Source organism: Pantoea sp. ACRSB, from assembly GCF_022346905.1.
Classification (GTDB): Bacteria; Pseudomonadota; Gammaproteobacteria; order Enterobacterales; family Enterobacteriaceae; genus Pantoea; species Pantoea piersonii.
In genome coordinates, this window is sequence record NZ_JAKRNL010000001.1 from 1028328 (window position 1) to 1048680 (window position 20353).

Genomic DNA, 20353 nt, shown 5'->3' on the forward strand with positions numbered 1-20353 from the left:
TATGAGGATTTTCCGAGGGGAGAAAGTGGTGGAGGCTCTGCCAGCCACATCCCGGCACACGCGTCGCCTGCTGCGGCTGCTTCCTTCCGGACCTGACCGAGTTCACAAGTTAGCATTGCGGGAGGACCAACAGAGCCTCCATTGATAAGCCCTCTTTCGAAGGCGGGGGCATTATCAGGGAAGCCCCCGGCAATTGCAAGCGCCGTCCGGGTGACCGTTGTTTTCTTGAACAATGGGCGCCGCCTGCGCGCGCGCCGCTATGCTAAAGTAGCGTTTTACGCCTATCGGAACGAGGTTATGGATCCGCAAGAGAGTTTTCAGCAGCGTATATGGCATATTGTCGCCGCTATTCCGCAAGGAAAAGTCGCTACCTATGGCGATATTGCGCGTCTGGCGGGTTCGCCGCGCGCTGCGCGCCAGGTTGGCGGCGTATTGCGTCGTTTGCCGCAAGGCACGCAGCTGCCGTGGCATCGCGTAATTAATCGCCACGGCGCTATTTCACTACAGGGCGACGATCTGCTTCGGCAGCGCGATGCGCTGGCGGCCGAAGGCATTGAGATAAGCGACGATGGGCATATCGCGCTGGAACAGTATCGCTGGCAACCCTGACAGCGGGGCTATACGCCCCGCTCTCATCAGATTACAGGCTGGTCGGTGCAGGTACGGAAGAAGACGGCGTCACCTGCGTGGGAGAGGTTGACGGCACCGTAGTGGCCGCGCCCGGTTGTGTCGGCAGCGCCGTTTGCGGTACCGGCACCAGCAGCAGTTCCGCTTTGGTTCCGCCCTGGTTAATTACCGGCTTAACGGAATCGGTAATAAATGCCAGCTTGCCGTCAATAGTGATGGCCGCACTCAGCAAAATACGCGCGTTGGGCTGGATATCAGCAGGATTAAACGGCAGCACGAAGTTAAACGGCGCCTGCTTGCCCCGCGTGTGTACCGCGCGCTGCGAAAGCACTTTCGACGGCGCATTCGCCATCGTGGCATCAGAGAGCGTAACCGTCAGCACCGCGTCAGGCGGTAGCGCGACGCGCTGACGAATATAGACTGACCCGCTCACATTTGGCTGCGCAATCGCCGCCTGCTGTCCTGCTGCGCTTGCGCCCAGCGTCGGCACCGGTACAGATTTGCTGTGATCGGCACAACCTGCGGCGGCTGCAATTAACGTAATACCACTTACCACTTGCCAGAGTTTCATTGATGTCGTCTCCATCTGATCACTATGATTATCGGCTGCGAATTTATCGACTGGGATTTCATTCGCCTTATAGGGTTAATCCTGGCATAAAATCCAGATATTTCCTGTCGGTGCCTGATGCACTCTTTGATTGACGTTAACTGGTCGGATCTTTCACACTGAGCCGGTTAACTTTGTGAGGATTGCACTATGAGCCAGGCGCTGGAAAATCTGCTGAATTTATTAAATCTGGAAAAGCTGGAAGAGGGCCTCTTTCGCGGCCAGAGCGAAGACTTAGGACTGCGTCAGGTCTTTGGCGGTCAGGTGGTCGGCCAAGCGCTCTACGCGGCGAAACAGACGGTGCCGGAAGAGCGTATTATCCACTCTTTCCATAGTTACTTCTTACGGCCGGGCGACAGCAAGAAAAGCATTATTTACGACGTAGAAACGCTGCGCGATGGCAAAAGCTTCAGCGCGCGGCGCGTCAGTGCGATTCAGAACGGTCAGCCTATTTTCTATATGACCGCCTCTTTTCAGGCGCCGGAGAGCGGTTTCGAGCATCAGAATGAGATGCCCGCGGTACCCGGCCCGGAAACGCTGGTGTCGGAGCAGGATCTGGCGCAAAAGATGGCGCATCTGCTGCCAGAAAAGGTGCGTGAAAAATTTATTGCCGAGCGCCCGCTGGAGATTCGGCCGGTGCAAATCCACAATCCGCTTAAAGGCCGCGTCGATGAGCCGGTGCGTCAGGTCTGGATCCGCGCCAACGGCGGCTTGCCTGCTGATCTGCGCATCCATCAGTATCTGCTGGGCTACGCCTCCGATCTAAACTTCCTGCCGGTGGCGCTTCAGCCGCATGGCAAGGGCTTTCTTGAGCCAGATATGCAGGTCGCCACTATCGATCACTCGATGTGGTTTCATCGCCCGTTTAACTTCAGCGACTGGCTGCTTTATAGCGTGGTAAGCACCTCCGCCTCCGGCGCGCGCGGTTTTGTGCGCGGCGAGTTCTATAACCAACAGGGGGTGCTGGTCGCCTCGACGGTGCAGGAAGGGGTGATGCGCCAGCGCAGCGAATAACTTATTCGGGCGCTGAAAAACGCAGCGGGCTGGCCCGGCGACGGGCAAAAAATAAGGGGCGAATAGTCGCCCCTTGTCGTTTTATAGTATGTTGCGCACTGCTCTTCTTTGCCCCGGCTTACTGGTTGTAAGCGTTTTCGCCGTGGCTGTTCACATCGAGACCTTCGCGCTCCTGCTCTTCCGGCACGCGCAGACCCACGATCATATCCGCCAGCTTAAAGCCGATAAAGGCGACCACCGCAGACCAGACGATAGTAATGGCGACGCTGTAGATCTGCACCCATACCTGATGTCCCATGGTGACCCCTTCCGCATACCCAACGCCGCCCAGCGAAGAGGAGGCGAATACGCCGGTCAGAATACAGCCAATGATGCCACACACGCCGTGTACGCCGAAGACGTCACAGGGATCGTCCACGCGCAGCATTTTCTTCAGCGAGGTTACGCCCCACAGCCCTGCCAGACCGCCCACCAGGCCGATAATCAACGCCCCGCCGACGCCTACATAGCCACAGGCTGGGGTAATGGCGACCAGACCGGCGATAAAGCCTGAACAGGCGCCCAGCAGTGAGGGTTTGCCGCGCACCGCCCATTCGCCGAAGGTCCAGGAGAGCACCGCGCCTGCGGTCGCTACTACGGTGTTCAGGAAAGCCAGCGCGGCGATCTCGTTAGCGGCAGAGGCCGAACCGGCGTTAAAGCCAAACCAGCCCACGTAAAGGATCGCCGTACCGGTAAAGACCATCGGCAGGTTATGCGGTTTAAATGCCTCTTTGCCGAAGCCTGCGCGCTTGCCTACCAGATAGGCGCCCACCAGACCGGCGATAGCGGCGTTAATATGCACGACCGTACCGCCCGCGAAGTCCAGCGCGCCATCCTGCGCCAGGAAGCCACCCGCCCAGACCATATGTGCAATAGGCAGATAAGCCAGAGTGACCCAGACGCCGACAAAAATCAGTACGGCGGAGAAGCGAATACGCTCGGCGATAGCGCCAACGATCAGTCCCACGGTAATGCAGGCGAACGACGCCTGAAATGCGACGTGGATATACTGATAGAAGGTACCCATAACCGCCTTCAGCTCGATGTTTTTTAACATCGCCCACTGGAAGCTGCCGAAAAAGGCGTTGCCTTCGCTGAACGCCAGCGAATAGCCATATACAATCCACAGCACGCAGACTAACGCAAAGGTCACGGCGACCTGCGTCAGCATAGAGAGGACGTTTTTGCCGCGGATCAGGCCGCCGTAAAAGAGTGCGATCCCTGGAACCGTCATAAACAGCACCAGCGCGGTGCAAATCATCATAAACGCGTTGTCGGCCTTATCTGCAACCGCCGGCGCGGGCGCAGCCATCGCCAGCGAGGGCAACAGGGCCAGGCTGATGAGGCCCAACAAGGTGAGTGCTTTATTCATTTTTTTTCCATCCCATCAGATTACGTAGCCGAAATCAGAGCGCAGCTTCGTCGGTTTCACCGGTGCGAATACGAATAACGCGCTGAAGCTCAGCGACAAAAATTTTGCCATCACCGATCTTGCCGGTGTAGGCCGCTTTGCTGATCACATCCACCACTTCGTCGAGCTGGTCGTCGGCAATGGCGACATCAATCTTGACCTTGGGCAGAAAGTTCACGCTGTATTCAGCGCCGCGATAAAGCTCTGCATGGCCCTTCTGACGACCAAATCCTTTAACCTCAGATACGGTCAGCCCCTGAATGCCGATAGAGGAGAGTGCTTCGCGCACATCCTCCAGTTTGAATGGTTTGATGACTACGGTAACCAGCTTCATTACATCCCCTCCGGGTAGTAGACAAGTGAGTCGCCTCAGACGTGCAGAGACAGAAGCAAAGGCTGTGCCAGGAATGAAAAAGCGCGCGCAGTGCGCCCTGAATGCAGCGCAGCATGGCTTAACGCGGCAGGAAAAAAGAACCGGAGAAGAAAAGCGAAGCGGGATAGCGACAGGGTTGCACTTCTTTGGTGCTTCGGGCCTCAAAGAAGTGCAGCGATACGGAACATTCTGATAAATGCGCGCAAAAAAGTTGCAATTTACTCGACGGAGGCGACGGCTGTGCCCGACACCAGTTCATCGCCCGCCTGCTGTAGCTGGTACATTTGCCAGTATCGCCCCTGACGCGCCAGCAGCCCGGCGTGATCGCCCTGCTCCACCACCTGACCGCGATGCAGCACCAGAATGGTATCGGCCTCGGTAATGGTCGACAGACGATGGGCGATGACCACCAGCGTGGTGTGCTGGCGCAGCGCGCTCAGGGTCTGCTGAATCGCCTGCTCGGTGCCGGAGTCGATATTGGCGGTCGCCTCGTCGAGAATAAGGATCTGCGGCATCTCTACCAGCACGCGCGCCAGCGCCAGCAGTTGCTTCTGCCCCACCGACAGATTATTGCCCTGCTCGCCTAAACGCGTATGAATGCCGTCAGGCATATCGCGTGCCAGCGAGGCGAGCTGCACCTGCTCCAGCGCCTGCCAGACCGCCTCTTCGCTGATATCGCGGCCGAGGCGCACGTTAGCCAGCAAGCTGTCTGCCAGCACCACAGGATCCTGCTGCACCATAGCAATGCCGCGACGCAGGGTCCGGTGGCTGAGCTGGCTGACGGGACGATCGTCCAGTCTTATTTCACCGCGTGTCGCCGGGTAATAACCCATTAAAAGGCTGGCGAGAGTGCTTTTTCCGCTGCCGGTATGTCCTACCAGCGCGACGAAGCTGCGCGCCGGCACTTCCAGGTTGATATCGCTCAGCACGTCGCGATCGGCGCGATAGGCGAAGCTCAGATGACGCAGCGAGATACGGCCTGAGCTCAGCAGACGATCGTCATCGCCGTAATGCTGCTGAGTCGCGTCCATCAGCTCGAAAATGCGCTCGCCCGACACCACCGCCTGCTGCAGCATTGACTGCTGCGTCGTCAGTTCGATCAGCGGTTCGTTGAGACGGCCAAGGTAGGTAATAAAGGCATAGAGCACGCCGACCTCAAATATGCCCGGCGAGGAGAAGCTGAACAGTATCAGCAGACCGCAGAGGATCAGCGCGGAAAAGAGGCTAAGCAGCGGGCGCAGCAAAAAACCGTCCAGCCGCAGCGTCTGCATACGCGCCAGATAGTGCGAACGACTGGCTTCGTTCATGCGCTCGCCGAAGCGCGCCTGCTGGCGAAACTGCTGGATCACGCTCATGCCGTTGATCACTTCGTTAAAACCGTTATTGATATCCGCCAGATAGCTGCGTACGCGGCGCGCAATCGGCGTGCTGTAGCGCTGGTAAATTAACATCACCGTCAGCACCAGCGGGAAGATCACCATTGCCACCAGCGCCATGCGCCAGTCAAGGCTGAACATCGCCACCATCATCGCGCCGATCAGCGCTGCGCTGCGCAGTACCGTCGCCACCACGGTAACGTAGAGATCTTTAATCACCTCGGTGTCGTTGGTAACGCGTGAAATAATCTGCCCGACCGGCTGGGTATCGAAGGCGCTGAGCGGCTGACGCAGCGCCGCGTCCATAACGTCGCTGCGCAGCCGCTGTACCACGCCGATCGCCGCGCGGTTGAACAGCAAAGCCTGAAAATAGTGCAGTCCTGCCGCCAGCAGCTGCAGCAGAATAAAACTTACCACCAGCCCGGCAACGATGCCCCAGGGCATTCGGTGTTTCGCCACCAGGTTGTCGATAAAATAGCTGACCAGCACAGGGCCGGTCACCTCGGCCGCGGCGGCGATCCAGAGCATGCCGACCGCGAGGCCCAGCGACCGGCGCCACGGTTTGCCATAGGCGAGCAGCCGCTTCAGCGTCGGCCATAAGCGTTTAGACTTCGCCATCGGGCGCTCCTTTTGCTGATTCATCCTCATCCAGCGCCGCCTCAAGCTGCTGATAGCGATACATATCGCGATACCATCCTGGCTGCGCCGCCAGCGCATCGTGATCCCCGCGCTGGGCAACCGCGCCCTGTTGCAGCACCAGAATTTCACTCGCCTCCGCCAGCGCCGACAGACGATGTGCGCTGATGATCAGGGTGCGGCCCTGCCCCCAGCGGCGCAGGTTATGCAGGATGTCATGTTCGGTACGGCCATCGACCGCCGACAGGGCATCGTCGAGGATGAGGATCTCTGCGTCGAGCAACAGCGCTCGCGCGATAGAGATACGCTGCTTCTGGCCGCCGGAAAGCATTACGCCGCGCTCGCCCACTTCGGTATCGTACCCCTGCGGCAGTCGCAAAATATCCTCGTGCACGCAGGCCAGCTTCGCCGCGCGCTCTATCTCTTCCTGACTGGCTTCGGGCCTGCCCAGCGCGATATTGCTCGCCACGCTGTCGGAGAAGAGGAACGGCGTCTGGCTGACCACCGCCAGGCGGCTGCGCCAGCTGTCGATGCGCAGCTGCGTCAGCGGAATGTTGTGATAGCGGATCTCACCCTGTTCAATATCGAAATGGCGCTGCAACAGGCTGAGCAGCGTGCTTTTGCCGCTGCCGGTCGGGCCGCACAGGCCGAGCATCTGGCCAGGTTTCAGCTCAAAGCTGAGGTTGCGTAGCACCGGCGCGACGCTGGCCGGATAGCGAAACTCGCGGATCGCCGCCTTGAGTACGCCAGGGTTCGCAGGCGGAACCTGCTCGCCATCTTCCACGGCGGGCGCTTCCGCCAGCAGCGCGCCGATGCGGCTCCAGGCGGCGCTGCCGCGCTCGACAATATTAAACATCCACGCCAGCGCCAGCATCGGCCAGATCATCAGGCCAAGATACATAACAAAGCTGGTAAGCTGGCCAAGCGTCAGCCGATCGTGCCATACCATCCAGCTGCCGCCGCCGATCGCCAGCAGGTTCGAGAAGCCGATTGCGATATAGATCGTGGGGTCGAAGCGGGCGTCGACGCGTGCCACGCGCAGGTTTTTCTCGCCGGTATCGCGGGCAATCGCGGAAAACTGCTCGGACTGGTGCGACTCCAGGCCAAAAGCTTTAATCATGCGGATGCTGGTCAGGCTCTCCTGGGTCTGATCGTTAAGGCTGGAAAAAGCCGCCTGCGCCAGCTTAAAGCGGTCGTGCAGCTGGTTGCCGTAGCGATGGATAAACAGCGCCATAATCGGCATCGGCACCAGCGACAGCAGCGTCAGCTGCCAGCTAATCTGCAGGCTCATCACCAGCAGCACTACGCAGCCCATGACCAGCGAATCCACCAGCGTCAGCACCCCTTCTCCGGCGGCAAAAACCACGCGATCCACATCATTAGTGGCGCGCGCGATAAGATCGCCGGTGCGATGGCGCAGATAAAAAGCCGGGTGCTGGCGGCTGAGCTGACGGTAAAAATCTTCGCGCAGTTCCACGGCAAGCTGATAGGAGGCGCCGAACAACAGCACGCGCCAGACATAGCGCAGCAGATAGGTCGCCACGGCGGTAACCAGCATCACGCCGATCCACATCATAATGGTGCGCGCGCTCATGCTGCTATGCGTGACGCCATCGACGATAACGCCTACCAGATGCGGCGGCAGCAGCTGCAGGATAGCGATGATAATCAGAAGAGTGACCGCGCCCAGATAGCGTCGCCACTCGCGAATAAAATACCAACTTAACTGGCTGAATAATCGCACTACGCTCTTCTCTTTCTTTTGCCTCAGGGGGCAACGGGTAACGCCGTGGTGTATTTAATCTCCTCCATGGCGAAGCTGGAGGTGACATCAATCAGGCCCGGCACGCTGTTAACCAGACGCTTGTAGAATTCATCGTAACGTTTCATATCCGCCACCTGAATACGCAGCAGGTAGTCGTATTCGCCCGCCGTACGGTAGAACGCCAGCACCTCAGGCATCTCCTGCACCGCCGTGACGAAGCGCTGATACCATTCGCGACTGTGCTGCTGCGTTTTTACAAACATAAAGGCCGTAAGCGACAGGCCGAGCTTCTCCGCATCCAGCAGCGCGACGCGCGCGCGGATAATACCGTCATCCTCCAGCTTTTTCAGTCGCTTCCAGCACGGCGTGGTGGTGAGGTTAACGGCATCCGCCAGCGCCTGTAGCGACAGCGTGCAGTCCCGCTGTAGCAGATCCAGTAAATGACGGTCAGTTTTATCTAACATTTGTCTCTCCGGGAGAAAATTTTTCTCCATTGACGCCATTATAGCCGGAATAAAGCCAACTCTTTTCCTGCCAGTGCCTTACAATCAGCGCATCTTTTTTGCCGGACTAGCATCATGAGTAACTGGACTCGCCACGCCATTAATGAGATCAACGCGGACTTTCAACGCTCTGCTGAAACTCACCTGATTCGCTTCCGCCTGGCGGATTATCCCGGCATCGCCTTCTATCTGAAAGATGAGAGCACCCATCCCAGCGGCAGCCTGAAACATCGCCTGGCGCGCTCGCTGTTTCTCTACGGGCTGGCGAACGGCTGGATTAAAGAGAACAGGCCGGTGATTGAGGCTTCATCCGGCAGCACGGCGGTGTCGGAAGCCTATTTCGCCCAGCTGCTCGGCCTGCCTTTTATTGCCGTGATGCCGGCGAGCACCGCGAAGCGCAAAATTGAACAGATCGCGTTCTACGGCGGTCAGTGTCATTTTGTCACCGATCCCTGCGAGCTTTACAGCGCGTCGACACAGCTGGCGCGCGAGCTGAACGGCCATTTTATGGATCAGTTCACCTACGCCGAACGCGCCACCGACTGGCGCGGCAATAATAACATCGCCGAGAGTATTTTCCGTCAGATGGCGCTCGAACCCTTTCCGGTGCCGCACACGCTTATTATGGGCGCAGGAACCGGCGGCACCTCGGCGACTTTGGGACGCTATATCCGCTATCAGGGCTTTGCCACTCAACTGCTGGTGGTCGATCCTGAGCATTCGGTATTCTTTGATTACTGGCACAGCCGCGATGCTGCGCTGCGCTGCGCGCGCGGCAGCCAGATTGAAGGCATCGGCCGCCCGCGCGTCGAGCCCTCTTTTATGCCGGACGTGATTGACGAAATGATGAAGGTTCCCGACGGCGCGACGCTGGCGGCAATGCTGAAGCTGGCGCAGATTGTCGGCCGCAAGCCTGGCGCCTCAACCGGCACCAACTTCTGGGGCATGATGCAGGTGGCGAAACGGATGCGCGCCAAAGGCGAACAGGGCGCGCTGGTAACGCTGATGTGTGACAGCGGCGAACGCTATCCCGACAGCTATTACGATGAAAGCTGGGTGGCGCGGCAGTTTGGTGATATCAGTGGCTGGCAGCGCGAGCTGGAATAAAATAGCGGACTCCCTGTCCGCTTCACTGTAATCCTCAGCATTCGGGGGAATACGCGAGGTGCGGCGTGGCCATCCAGTGATTTAAATAGTGAGACACCGCCTGTGTCTCGCAATGGCCGATAACCGGCAAATGGGGCAGCGCGGACTTGAGCTGACTCATGGCGTTGCCCATAACAAAACCTTTGCCCACCAGCGACAGCATTTCGCGGTCGTTCATGGCGTCGCCGAAGGCCATGCACTCCGCCAGCGTCAGCGAGAGATGCTGGCATAACATCGCCAGCGCGCTGCCTTTGTTGCAGTTGAGCGGCAAAACCTCCAGGCAATCCAGCGCCGAAAAACAGATATGCGCGCGGTCGCCGATCGCCGCATCCAGCTGCGTTTTCAGCTGGCAAAGCGCGTCATGATTATCGACAAAGCAAATCTTGGTGACTTCATGGGCGGGAAAGCTTTTCAGGTCGCGCAGCTGATAGCCAAAGCCGCTCATTGAGTGCGCCTGCAGCAGCTGCGGCACAGGCACGTCGGTAAACCAGCCTTCATCATTGAAAACGTGTACCGTCGCAGCGCTCTCCCAGCGGCTGTGCAGCACCTCTTCCGCTACCGAAGGCGAGAGATCGCTGGCAAACAGCACCTTACCCTCCAGATCGTGAACGCGCGTGCCGTTGCCGGTAATCAGCCATGCGGGCAGCGTGATGCGCTGGCGCAGGATCTGCATCTCCAGCAGGTGACGTCCGGTGGCGAACGCCAGATGCACGTCACGCTGATGCAGCGCAAGCAGGCTGGCGAGCGTCTGCTGACCTAGCTGGTGGCTGGGCAGCAGCAGCGTGCCGTCCATATCGAATGCGGCTAGTCGCGCCATGGCTCTCTCCCGTTAATAAGTCAGAAGAGACTATCACCTGGTAATCCCGGAACTAATAGTGAATACTTTTCGAAAACTGTTCCGGGTTTCCTATGCGCCAGCTTAATCGCCTTAACCAGTTCCAGCGCCTGTGGCAGCACAGCCAGGGCTCGCCCCAGCAAACCTGCGTGGCCGAGATGGCCAGCCGCTGCTTTTGCAGCGATCGCCATCTGCGCACCCTGCTGTCGCAGTGGCAGCATGCGGGCTGGCTGTGCTGGCAGGGCGAATCAGGGCGCGGCAAGCTTGGCTTACTGACCTTTCTGCGCACGCCGGAGCAGCTGCGACAGCAGCTGTTGCAGACGCAATTGCAGGCGGGCAACGCCGCAGAAGCGCTGCAGGTGCTGGATATGGCGCCGGAGCGGCTGATGAGCTTGCTGAGTCCGCTGATGGGCGGTCAGTGGCAAAACGACGCGCCGGTGCTGCGCATCCCCTACTACCGCCCGCTGGAGTCGGTCGCGCCGCTGCAAATCAGCGGGCGCGCCGAGCAGCATCTGGCGCGCCAGCTCTTTTCCGGCGTGACGCGTTTTGAAGCGGATGAGCCGGTAGGCGATCTGGCCCACCACTGGCAGCACGCCGATGAGGGACGCGTCTGGCTTTTCTGGCTGCGTCCTCGGCTGTTCTGGCATAACGACGAGCCGCTCCAGGCCGCGCAGCTGGTCGAGCAGTTTCAGTGCATCCTGCATGACGAGCGCGCGCGGCGCCTGCTGGCGGACGTTGAAAGCGTAGACGCGCCGCACCCGCTGGCGCTGCGTTTTCAGCTGAGCAGCAGCGATTACTGGCTGCCCTACCGGCTGGCGCATCAGCTCTGCCTGCTACCGCATCCGCAGCAGCCGCGCCTTGGCAGCGGCCCCTGGAAGCTGGCGCACTTTACGCCGGAACTGGTACGTATTGAGAGTCACGCGCGCTGGCACCTGCAGTTGCCGCTGATGCAGGCGGTGGAGTACTGGATTACGCCAACGCTGTTCGATCGCGCGCTAGGCACCAGCTGTCGTCATCCGGTGCAGATCGCCATCGGCGACGCGGCGGATCTGGCGTCGCTGCGTCCGGTCAGTCGCAGCATTAGCCTGGGCTTTTGTTATCTTGCCTGTCGTCCGCGCGCGGGCTTCAGCCCGGCGCAGGCGCGTCGTCTGTTCCGTCTGCTGCAGCAAAGCGGCATCGTTGCGCAGCTGCCGCTGGAAGAGGGATTGATTACGCCAAGCAAAGAGCTGCTGCCGGGCTGGCCGGTGCCGCCTGTTGAAGATGAAGCGCCGGATCTGCCGCCGCGTCTGACCCTGCACTACCAGCTGCCGGTGGAGCTGCATGAGATGGCGCAGGCGCTGCGTCAGCTGTTGCTGGCGGAAGGCTGTGAGCTGACCATTATCTTTCACGACGTCAAAAGCTGGCGACGCTTTGAGGATCTGGAGCAGGCCGATCTGGTTATGGGCGATCGGCTGATTGGCGACGCGCCGATCTTTACCCTGGCGAGCTGGCTGGAGCTTGACCGATTGTGGCCCGCCGATATCAGCAGCCGCCTTCGTCAGGAACTTTTGTCGATACAGCAGTTGGCCGACGGCGATGCGCGCAGCGACGCGCTGCACCAGCTTTACCATCATCTGATGTGCGACGGCCTGTTGCTGCCGCTGTTCAACTACCGCTATCAAATCTTCGCGCCGCCTGGCGTAGAGGGCATTCAGCTTAATACTCTGGGCTGGTTCGATTTCAGCCGCGCCTGGGTTCCCCCGCCGCTGGCGATGTGAAGTATCGTTTCAGGCTGTTCAGCGGCCCGGAGAGTTATTACCATAGGCGCAAAATTTTCGACCAGGACAATATAATGAAACGAGCCGTAGTCGTGTTTAGCGGTGGACAAGACTCCACTACCTGCCTGATTCAGGCGCTGCAGCAGTATGACGAAGTGCACTGCGTCACGTTCGACTATGGTCAGCGTCACCGCGAAGAGATTGACGTTGCCCGCGCGCTGGCACTGAAGCTGGGCGCGCGCGCCCATAAAGTGCTCGACGTCACTCTGCTGAACGAGCTGGCGGTGAGCAGCCTGACCCGCGACAATATTCCAGTCCCCTCTTACGATCCCGCCGCCAGCGGCCTGCCGAGCACCTTTGTGCCGGGACGCAATATTCTGTTCCTGACCCTCGCCTCGGTTTACGCGTATCAGGTAGAGGCGGAGGCCGTCATTACCGGCGTGTGCGAAACCGATTTCTCCGGCTATCCCGACTGCCGCGATGAGTTCGTCAAAGCGCTGAACCATGCGGTCGCGCTGGGCATGGCGCGCGACGTGCGTTTTGAAACCCCGCTGATGTGGCTTAACAAAGCCGAGACCTGGGCGCTGGCCGATTACTGGCAGAGCCTGACGCTGGTGCGTGAAGAGACGCTGACCTGCTATAACGGCGTGAAGGGCGACGGTTGCGGCGAATGTGCCGCCTGCCATCTGCGCGCTCGCGGTCTGAACGACTATCTCGCCGACCGCGACGGCGTGATGGCGGCGATGAAAAGCAAAAGCGGTTTAGCCTGAGGCTGCGCGCCGCGCGGTTAATCAGGCTGAGAAAGCCTCCAGCCGCGCGCGCAGTTCGCTCTCCAGCGCCACCGCTTTCTGCGTGCGCAGATCGATGCAGACAAAGGTAAGCGCTGCATCCGCCACCAGGGTCTCGCTGCCCTCCAGCATCACGCGCTGGGTGATAATGCCGCTTTTGCCGTTCAGCTGCGTGATTTCACTGTGAATAGCCAGAACGTCGCCCAGCACAGCCGGGCGACGGTAGTTGATATTAATGTTCACCACTACGAACGCCAGCTGCTGCTCTTGCAGCCAGTTAAACGCCCCGGCCTCCTCGAGCCACTGCCAGCGCGCCTCTTCGAGAAACTCCAGATAGCGCGCGTTGTTGACGTGCTGATACACATCAAGGTGGTAGCCGCGAACTTTAATAGTGGTCTGCATGCCTGACATCTCCTGTCGCAAAAGGGCTAAACTGGTATGACCTCTTTAGCGTAGCAAAACTCCTTTTGCAGTGCGGCAAAAGCGTCAGGGTTGCGCCTCAGCTCACAGTTTCAGCCGTTCAGCGTTCCGTTCAAGCAGCGCATTGCCAATGCCCGGCACCTCTTTTAACTGTTCAATAGCGGTAAAGGGGCCGTACTGCTCGCGGTAGCTGACGATCGCCTGCGCCTTTTTCAGCCCCACGCCGTTCATCGCCGCCGACAGCTGTTCGGCTGTCGCCTCATTAATGCTGATTTGCTCGATATGCGGTCCGGCCGCCTGCGCGACCGGCGTTTCGGTTGCGGTTTCCGCCGCCATCAGGCCGGGATGATAAAGGGCGCCGCCGAGCGCTAAGGTTAAGTAAAGTGCTGACAACGTTGATTTAGACATGCTCTGTTTCTCCTTGTGTTTAACAGCAGGGAGAGCGTGACAGAGAGGACGGGAAGCGGCAAAAGGCAAAATCAACCTATGGAAAAGGCCGCACAAGCGGCCTTTTTGATTTTCACTGCAAAACAAATTTTTGCGAGCGTTACTGCATTTGCGCAGCGGCGCCGTATTTGATTTTGGCCTCTTTACGCAGGTTAGCGAGCAGCGCTTCGAATGCCAGCTGCGCGTTGTTCTGCGTCACGCCCCTGACCATTTCGTCAACCTGCTCCTGCGGCAGCGTGCCGCTGCTGACCTTATCCAGCGCCACCAGCACGATATTGCCCTGCATATCTTCGCTGACGCCCCAGGAGGTTTTACCACTAACGGGCTGCGGCAGATTAAAGGCGGTCTGCGCTACCGGATCCTGACTGTTGCGATCGACGGTTTTGCTGGCGCTCAGCGTCAGCCCGGCCGCGCTCAGCGCGTCCTGTTTGCCCGCCTTGAGATCGGCCAGCAGCTTATCCGCCTGGGCTTTCGCCTGCTGTTCGGCTTTATCGTGCTTCAACGTGTCGGCGATCTGCGCTTTGACCTCTTCCAGCGGTTTGATCGCCTCAGGCTTGTGCTCGCTAATGCGCAGCACAAATGCACGATCGCCATCCACGGTGATAACGTCGGAGTTATTGCCGGGCGCGCCATTCTGGCCGAGCAGGCCGCCGTTAAACACGGCGTTTTTCACCGCGTCGAAGTTCAGCTCCTGCGGCACGCTGTCGTGGCTGAACCAGCCGGTTTCAACCACTTTCAAGCCTGAAGCCTGCGCAGCGCCAGCAAGAGACTCATTGTCGTTGCTCGCCGCTTCGCTCACCTTCTGCTGCTGCTGGTAGAAGGCGTCGACCGCTTTCTCCTGCTTCGCTTTACTGGCCACGGCGTCGCGCACTTCAGCCAGCGGCTTGATCTGCTCCGGCTGGATATCGTCCAGGCGCACCACCAGGAAGCCGACCGACGATTTAATCACGCCGGAAAGCTGCCCTTTTTGCGTCAGACCGGCATTTTTCAGCTCATCCGGGGTCGTGGCAGGCTCCAGCCAGCCCATATCGCCGCCTTTGCGCGCGGAGATAGGATCGATCGATTTGCTTTTCGCCAGCGCGGCAAAATCCGCACCGCCCTTCAGCTGTTCCAGCACAGCGCTGGCGTCCGCTTCGGTTTTGGTCTGGATGACGCTGTAGCGATTGCGCTGCGGCTGGGTGTAGTCCGCTTTATGCTGATCGTACCAGCTCTGAATCTCCGCATCGCTGACGTTCGTCTGCATGCTGGCGGCATCCATTTTGATATAGCTGACGCGAAACTGCTCCGGCGCCATAAAGTTGTTTTTATGCTGCTGGTAGTACTGCGAAACTTCGTCGTCGGTCGCGGTTTGCTTTGCCGCCAGCGCATTGACGTCGATTGTCGCCTGACGAATGTCGCGCTTCTGCGATACCAGATCGACCAGCTTGCTGGTTTCATCTTTCAGCATAAAGTCGGTATTCGCGACGGCATTGATCAGCTGCTGGGTCGCCAGCTGCTTGCGCAGCGCTTCCGCATAGCGATCGGCGGTAAAGCCCATGCTGCTGAGCAGGCCATTATATTTGGCGTTATCGAATTTACCGTTGGTCTGAAACGCCTGCTGCGCGAAGATCGCCTGCTTCACCTGATCGTCGCTGATATTGATATGGAGATCGTTGATGTACTGATCGAGCAGCGCCTGGTCTACCAGCTGCGACAGCGCCTGCTGACGCATCTGCTGCATGAAACCGTCGTTGCCAGCAAGCTGAGAGAACTGATCGCCCAGCATTTGCTGCTGGCGGCTGCGCTCGCTTTTGAACGCCTGATCTAACTGCGCGCGGCTGATTTCCTGTCCGTTGACTTTAGCGGCGTAATCGCTGCCGCCGCCGATAAGGTAGTTGCCAACGCCGGTCAGCACGAAGGAGAGAATAATCAACCCCAAAATAACCTTGAGCACGACATGATTCGACGCCGCGCGTAAATTGTCCATCATGGTATGACAACGCTCCGCTGTAGTGTGGATGTAAATCTCGGGCGCAACGCCTGTCGGATAAAGGCCGTTACGCAACTGCCGTTTAGCCTGGCAGCTTTACTCCTGTAGAGACAAGTCTTACAGCGATTTATCCCCGGATCCGAATAAAAAAGGCACATCAAATTTGATGTGCCCGTATGTTACATGAGAACGCATGAACCGTCCTCTAGTCCACGGAAGAAAATGCTTCTGTGGACGGGTGCGTTGTCATGCGTTGACAGCGTCTTTCAGCGCTTTACCGGCGCGGAAGCCCGGCACTTTACCTGCGGCAATGGTGATCTCTTTGCCGGTCTGCGGGTTACGGCCGGTACGTGCGGCACGCTCGCGTACGGAGAAAGTGCCAAAGCCTACCAGAGCTACTTCGTCGCCGCCTTTCAGCGCGTCGGAAACAGAACTGGTGAATGCTTCCAAAACACGTCCCGCTGCTGCTTTAGAAATGTCAGCGTCTGCAGCAATTTTGTCGATCAACTGTGACTTATTCACTCTCTTCATCCCCTCTTTTATTATTTCACTTCACATCCGCGCGTCCTGCCGGATACGAATGCGCAGCACGTTATATCAAGCCTGTTGAGCCGAAACAACGGAATTCATCTTAATCGCTGTTTCCGCAGCCCCCTAAATTAACGGCACTAAAAAAAGCTGGCAAGCGCTCATTGGCCTGCCAGCTTCGCTTTTTAATGCTTTATGTCGCTAATCACTATTTTGCGGTAGCAACCTGCATGCCGTAAGGGGCGTTTTCCAGTGCAAGACCTAATACTTCTTCGATACGCTTCACCGGATGGATCTCCAGATCGGCAATAACGTTGGCCGGAATTTCTTCCAGATCGCGTTTATTATCGTCCGGGATCAGCACCACTTTAATGCCACCGCGATGGGCCGCCAGCAGCTTCTCTTTCAGACCGCCGATCGGCAGCACCTGACCGCGCAGCGTGATCTCGCCGGTCATCGCCACGTCGAAACGCACCGGGTTGCCGGTCAGACAGGAAACCAGCGCGGTACACATCGCGATACCGGCGCTCGGGCCATCCTTCGGCGTCGCGCCTTCCGGCACGTGAACGTGGATGTCGCGCTTCTCGTAAAAGTCGCCGTTGATGCCCAGCTTTTCAGCGCGCGCACGTACTACGGTCAGCGCCGCCTGAATCGACTCCTGCATGACTTCGCCGAGCGAGCCGGTATAGGTCAGCTTGCCTTTACCCGGTACGCAGGCGGTTTCGATGGTCAGCAGATCGCCGCCCACTTCCGTCCAGGCCAGGCCAGTCACCTGACCAACACGGTTTTCGCTGTCGGCGCGGCCATAGTCGAAACGCTGGACGCCCAGGTAATCCTTCAGGTTGTCGCCGTTGATGGTGATGTGCTTCTGCTCTTTATTCAGCAGCAGCGCTTTTACCGCTTTACGGCACAGCTTCGACAGTTCGCGTTCCAGGCTACGCACGCCCGCTTCGCGGGTGTAGTAGCGAATAATGCCGATAATGGCGCTGTCTTCGACCGTGATTTCGCTCTCTTTCAGGGCGTTACGCTCAATCTGCTTCGGCAGCAGATGCTGCTTAGCGATATTGAGCTTCTCATCCTCGGTATAGCCAGAGAGGCGGATCACCTCCATACGATCCAGCAGCGGCGCCGGAATGTTCATGGAGTTAGAGGTCGCGACGAACATCACGTCGGAGAGATCGTAATCCACTTCGAGGTAGTGATCGTTAAACGCGATGTTCTGCTCAGGATCGAGCACTTCCAGCAGCGCAGAAGCGGGATCGCCGCGCATGTCGGATGACATTTTGTCGATCTCATCCAGCAGGAACAGCGGGTTTTTCACGCCGACCTTCGCCATTTTCTGGATCAGTTTGCCCGGCATAGAGCCGATGTAAGTCCGACGGTGTCCGCGAATTTCCGCTTCGTCACGCACGCCGCCCAGCGCCATACGCACATACTTACGGCCGGTCGCCTTAGCGATAGACTGACCCAGTGAGGTTTTACCCACGCCCGGCGGTCCCACCAGACAAAGGATCGGGCCTTTGATTTTGCTGACGCGACTCTGTACGGCGAGATATTCAAGGATGCGGTCTTTAACGCGCTCCAGACCGTAGTGGTCGGTATCCAGCGTCTCCTGGGCTTTGCGCAGGTCTTTCTTGACCTTGCTGCGCGCGTTCCACGGTACCTGAACCATCCAGTCGATATAACCGCGTACCACCGTCGCTTCGGCGGACATCGGCGACATCATTTTTAATTTCTGCAGCTCGGCTTCAGCTTTTTCACGCGCTTCGGCCGGCATTTTCGCCGCGTCGATTTTGCGCTTCAGGGCTTCGTACTCATCCGGCACGTCGTCCATTTCGCCCAGCTCTTTCTGAATCGCCTTCATCTGCTCATTCAGATAATATTCGCGCTGGCTCTTCTCCATCTGCTTTTTCACGCGGTTGCGAATGCGTTTCTCAACCTGCAGCAGATCGATTTCCGACTCCATCATCGCCATCAGATATTCCAGACGCTCGTTCACGTCCGACATCTCAAGCACTGACTGCTTATCGGCTAATTTCAGCGGCATATGCGCAGCAACGGTGTCGGCCAGACGCGCCGCATCGTCGATATTGTTCAGCGAGGTCAGCACTTCCGGCGGGATCTTCTTATTCAGCTTGATATAGCCTTCAAACTGATTGATCGCCGTACGTACCAGCACTTCCTGTTCGCGCTCTTCAATTTCCGGCGAGATCAGGTATTCCGCCTGCGCGGTAAAATGGTCGCCATTATCCGCCAGGGTAGTGATATGCGCGCGCTGCAGGCCTTCTACTAAAACTTTGACGGTGCCGTCAGGCAGTTTCAGCATCTGCAATACAGAGGCTACGGTCCCTACAGAGAAGAGATCGTTAATGCCAGGTTCATCCGTTGACGCCTCTTTCTGGGCAACCAGCATGATCTTCTTGTCATGATCCATCGCCGCTTCGAGGCAACGAATCGATTTTTCCCGACCAACAAACAACGGAATTACCATGTGCGGATAAACCACCACGTCGCGCAATGGCAACACGGGGATTTCAATGCGTTCAGAACGCTCAGGATTCATAGAGCTCTCTCTTAGTTAGTGTCCGCCAGGTGATGGGCACCGCATAATGCAGGGAATGTGCAGTTAAACCCACAGGATTATGAGTATATGGGGATGATCGTTCGACATTCAACGTCATGAGAGCGAGAAAAACAAAAGGGGAAAGAATTTTCCCCTTTTTTAATAATATCAATGCTCTTGCGGTGGCGAATTATTCGCCAGAAGCCTGAGCTTCATGCTTACCGTAGATCAGCATTGGCTCTGACTGACCTTCGATCACCGACTCGTCAATCACCACTTTCTCCACGTCTTCCATGGAAGGCAGGTCATACATGGTTTCCAGCAGCGCGCCTTCAACGATAGAGCGCAGGCCGCGCGCGCCGGTCTTACGCGACATCGCTTTTTTAGCGATGGCGGTCAGCGCTTCGTCGCGGAACTCCAGCTCGACGCCTTCCAGGTTGAACAACGCCTGGTACTGTTTGGTCAGGGCGTTCTTCGGTTCGCGCAGGATCTGAATCAGCGCTTCTTCGCTCAGCTCGTTGAGCGTCGCGACTACCGGCAGACGGCCGATAAACTCTGGGATCAGGCCGAATTTGATCAAATCTTCAGGCTCTACCTGGGAGAGCAGCTCGCCTTCGGTCGCTTTTTGCGACTTGCCTTTAACCGTCGCGCCAAAGCCGATGCCAGAGCCGGTTTCTACGCGCTGGGAAATCACTTTGTCCAGGCCAGCGAATGCGCCGCCGCAGATAAACAGAATTTTCGAGGTATCAACCTGTAAAAACTCCTGCTGCGGATGCTTACGGCCGCCCTGCGGCGGAACCGCTGCCACGGTGCCTTCGATCAGCTTCAGCAGCGCCTGCTGCACACCTTCACCGGAGACGTCGCGCGTAATGGACGGGTTGTCCGATTTACGCGAGATTTTATCGATCTCATCAATATAGACGATGCCGCGCTGCGCTTTCTGCACGTCGTAGTCGCACTTCTGCAGCAGCTTCTGGATGATGTTCTCCACGTCTTCGCCTACATAGCCCGCTTCGGTCAGCGTGGTGGCGTCGGCCATGGTGAAAGGCACATCCAGCAGGCGCGCCAGCGTCTCCGCCAGAAGCGTTTTACCGCTACCGGTAGGACCAATCAGCAGAATGTTGCTTTTGCCCAGCTCAATACCGTTGCTGGTATCGCCGTTGCGCAGGCGTTTGTAGTGGTTGTACACCGCAACCGCCAGCACTTTTTTCGCCTTTTCCTGGCCGATAACATAATCATCGAGGTGATGGCGGATTTCGTGCGGCGTAGGCAGCGCGCTACGTTCGCGATGCGGGGCAACTTCTTTAATCTCTTCGCGAATGATGTCATTGCACAGATCGACACATTCGTCGCAGATATACACTGACGGCCCGGCAATCAGCTTACGCACTTCATGCTGGCTTTTGCCGCAAAAAGAGCAGTACAGCAACTTCCCTGAACCGTCTTTGCGCTTATCTGTCATCAGTTAACCTCTTCTTGTTCTCAGGCCATACTGGCGTACGGCGCAGGCCGTGTGAACACGGCCAATATTCATTCAACTCAAACC

At 58.1% G+C, this 20353-nt stretch carries 18 protein-coding genes and 1 other RNA gene; 5 read left to right on the plus strand and 14 right to left on the minus strand.

Annotated elements, in window-relative coordinates; translation table 11 throughout:
* Positions 1-35: 35 nt before the first annotated feature.
* Positions 36-132, minus strand: an RNA gene (gene ffs / locus MHZ89_RS05040) — signal recognition particle sRNA small type.
* Positions 133-297: 165 nt separating this feature from the next.
* Here ffs and MHZ89_RS05045 point away from each other — a divergent pair.
* Positions 298-609, plus strand: coding sequence for an MGMT family protein (locus tag MHZ89_RS05045; RefSeq protein ID WP_311782077.1), 312 nt, complete (start codon positions 298-300; stop codon positions 607-609).
* A 31-nt stretch (positions 610-640) separates the two neighbouring features.
* Here the strand turns inward: MHZ89_RS05045 and MHZ89_RS05050 are convergent, their stop codons facing one another.
* Positions 641-1198 carry a YbaY family lipoprotein gene (locus MHZ89_RS05050; protein ID WP_311782078.1) on the minus strand — a complete coding sequence of 186 codons (558 nt, stop codon included), beginning with the start codon at positions 1196-1198 and terminating at the stop codon, positions 641-643.
* Positions 1199-1387: 189 nt separating this feature from the next.
* Between MHZ89_RS05050 and tesB the strand changes: the two genes are divergently transcribed.
* The gene (tesB, locus tag MHZ89_RS05055; protein ID WP_311782079.1) at positions 1388-2251 is read left to right on the plus strand and encodes an acyl-CoA thioesterase II; all 864 of its coding nucleotides are present in this window, start codon (positions 1388-1390) and stop codon (positions 2249-2251) included.
* 118 nt (positions 2252-2369) lie between these two features.
* Here tesB and amtB read toward each other — a convergent pair whose 3' ends face one another.
* The 5 genes from amtB to MHZ89_RS05080 form a co-directional block, all read right to left on the minus strand.
* On the minus strand, positions 2370-3662 hold the full coding sequence (gene amtB, locus MHZ89_RS05060; protein WP_311782080.1) for an ammonium transporter AmtB: 1293 nt from the start codon (positions 3660-3662) through the stop codon (positions 2370-2372).
* A gap of 34 nt (positions 3663-3696) precedes the next feature.
* A complete protein-coding gene (gene glnK / locus MHZ89_RS05065; protein ID WP_033752690.1) occupies positions 3697-4035 on the minus strand; it encodes a P-II family nitrogen regulator in 339 nt (112 codons plus the stop codon).
* A gap of 257 nt (positions 4036-4292) precedes the next feature.
* Positions 4293-6068: a SmdB family multidrug efflux ABC transporter permease/ATP-binding protein gene (locus tag MHZ89_RS05070; RefSeq protein ID WP_311782081.1), complete on the minus strand. Its 1776-nt coding sequence runs from the start codon at positions 6066-6068 to the stop codon at positions 4293-4295.
* Positions 6055-7830, minus strand: a complete 1776-nt coding sequence (locus tag MHZ89_RS05075) for a SmdA family multidrug ABC transporter permease/ATP-binding protein (protein ID WP_311782082.1) — start codon at positions 7828-7830, stop codon at positions 6055-6057. Before MHZ89_RS05075 ends, MHZ89_RS05070 begins: the two co-directional genes overlap by 14 nt.
* A 23-nt stretch (positions 7831-7853) precedes the next feature.
* Positions 7854-8315, minus strand: coding sequence for an Lrp/AsnC family transcriptional regulator (locus MHZ89_RS05080; RefSeq protein WP_120451298.1), 462 nt, complete (start codon positions 8313-8315; stop codon positions 7854-7856).
* A gap of 114 nt (positions 8316-8429) precedes the next feature.
* Here MHZ89_RS05080 and MHZ89_RS05085 point away from each other — a divergent pair, with 114 nt between their 5' ends.
* Positions 8430-9461, plus strand: coding sequence for a PLP-dependent cysteine synthase family protein (locus tag MHZ89_RS05085; RefSeq protein WP_409373216.1), 1032 nt, complete (start codon positions 8430-8432; stop codon positions 9459-9461).
* 34 nt (positions 9462-9495) lie between these two features.
* Here the strand turns inward: MHZ89_RS05085 and cof are convergent, their stop codons facing one another.
* Complete coding sequence (gene cof, locus MHZ89_RS05090) at positions 9496-10317, minus strand: HMP-PP phosphatase (protein WP_311782083.1); 822 nt, start codon at positions 10315-10317, stop codon at positions 9496-9498.
* A gap of 92 nt (positions 10318-10409) precedes the next feature.
* On the opposite strand from cof, the gene MHZ89_RS05095 reads away from it, so the two are divergent.
* A complete protein-coding gene (locus tag MHZ89_RS05095) occupies positions 10410-12092 on the plus strand; it encodes an SgrR family transcriptional regulator (protein ID WP_311782084.1) in 1683 nt (560 codons plus the stop codon).
* A 74-nt stretch (positions 12093-12166) separates the two neighbouring features.
* On the plus strand, positions 12167-12862 hold the full coding sequence (gene queC, locus MHZ89_RS05100; RefSeq protein ID WP_311782085.1) for a 7-cyano-7-deazaguanine synthase QueC: 696 nt from the start codon (positions 12167-12169) through the stop codon (positions 12860-12862).
* A 21-nt stretch (positions 12863-12883) separates the two neighbouring features.
* Here the strand turns inward: queC and MHZ89_RS05105 are convergent, their stop codons facing one another.
* The 6 genes from MHZ89_RS05105 to clpX all read right to left on the minus strand — a co-directional run bounded on the left by MHZ89_RS05105 (position 12884) and on the right by clpX (position 20269).
* Positions 12884-13282: a YbgC/FadM family acyl-CoA thioesterase gene (locus tag MHZ89_RS05105; RefSeq protein ID WP_311782086.1), complete on the minus strand. Its 399-nt coding sequence runs from the start codon at positions 13280-13282 to the stop codon at positions 12884-12886.
* A 102-nt stretch (positions 13283-13384) separates the two neighbouring features.
* The gene (locus MHZ89_RS05110) at positions 13385-13708 is read right to left on the minus strand and encodes a helix-hairpin-helix domain-containing protein (protein WP_311782087.1); all 324 of its coding nucleotides are present in this window, start codon (positions 13706-13708) and stop codon (positions 13385-13387) included.
* Between the two features lie 139 nt (positions 13709-13847).
* Positions 13848-15716: a peptidylprolyl isomerase gene (gene ppiD, locus MHZ89_RS05115; RefSeq protein ID WP_311782088.1), complete on the minus strand. Its 1869-nt coding sequence runs from the start codon at positions 15714-15716 to the stop codon at positions 13848-13850.
* Between the two features lie 246 nt (positions 15717-15962).
* Positions 15963-16238, minus strand: a complete 276-nt coding sequence (gene hupB / locus MHZ89_RS05120) for a nucleoid-associated protein HU-beta (protein WP_120451291.1) — start codon at positions 16236-16238, stop codon at positions 15963-15965.
* Between the two features lie 214 nt (positions 16239-16452).
* Complete coding sequence (lon, locus tag MHZ89_RS05125) at positions 16453-18807, minus strand: endopeptidase La (protein ID WP_311782089.1); 2355 nt, start codon at positions 18805-18807, stop codon at positions 16453-16455.
* A 190-nt stretch (positions 18808-18997) separates the two neighbouring features.
* Entirely contained in the window at positions 18998-20269 is a 1272-nt protein-coding gene (gene clpX, locus MHZ89_RS05130) for an ATP-dependent protease ATP-binding subunit ClpX (protein WP_120451289.1), read from the minus strand.
* Positions 20270-20353 lie beyond the last annotated feature (84 nt).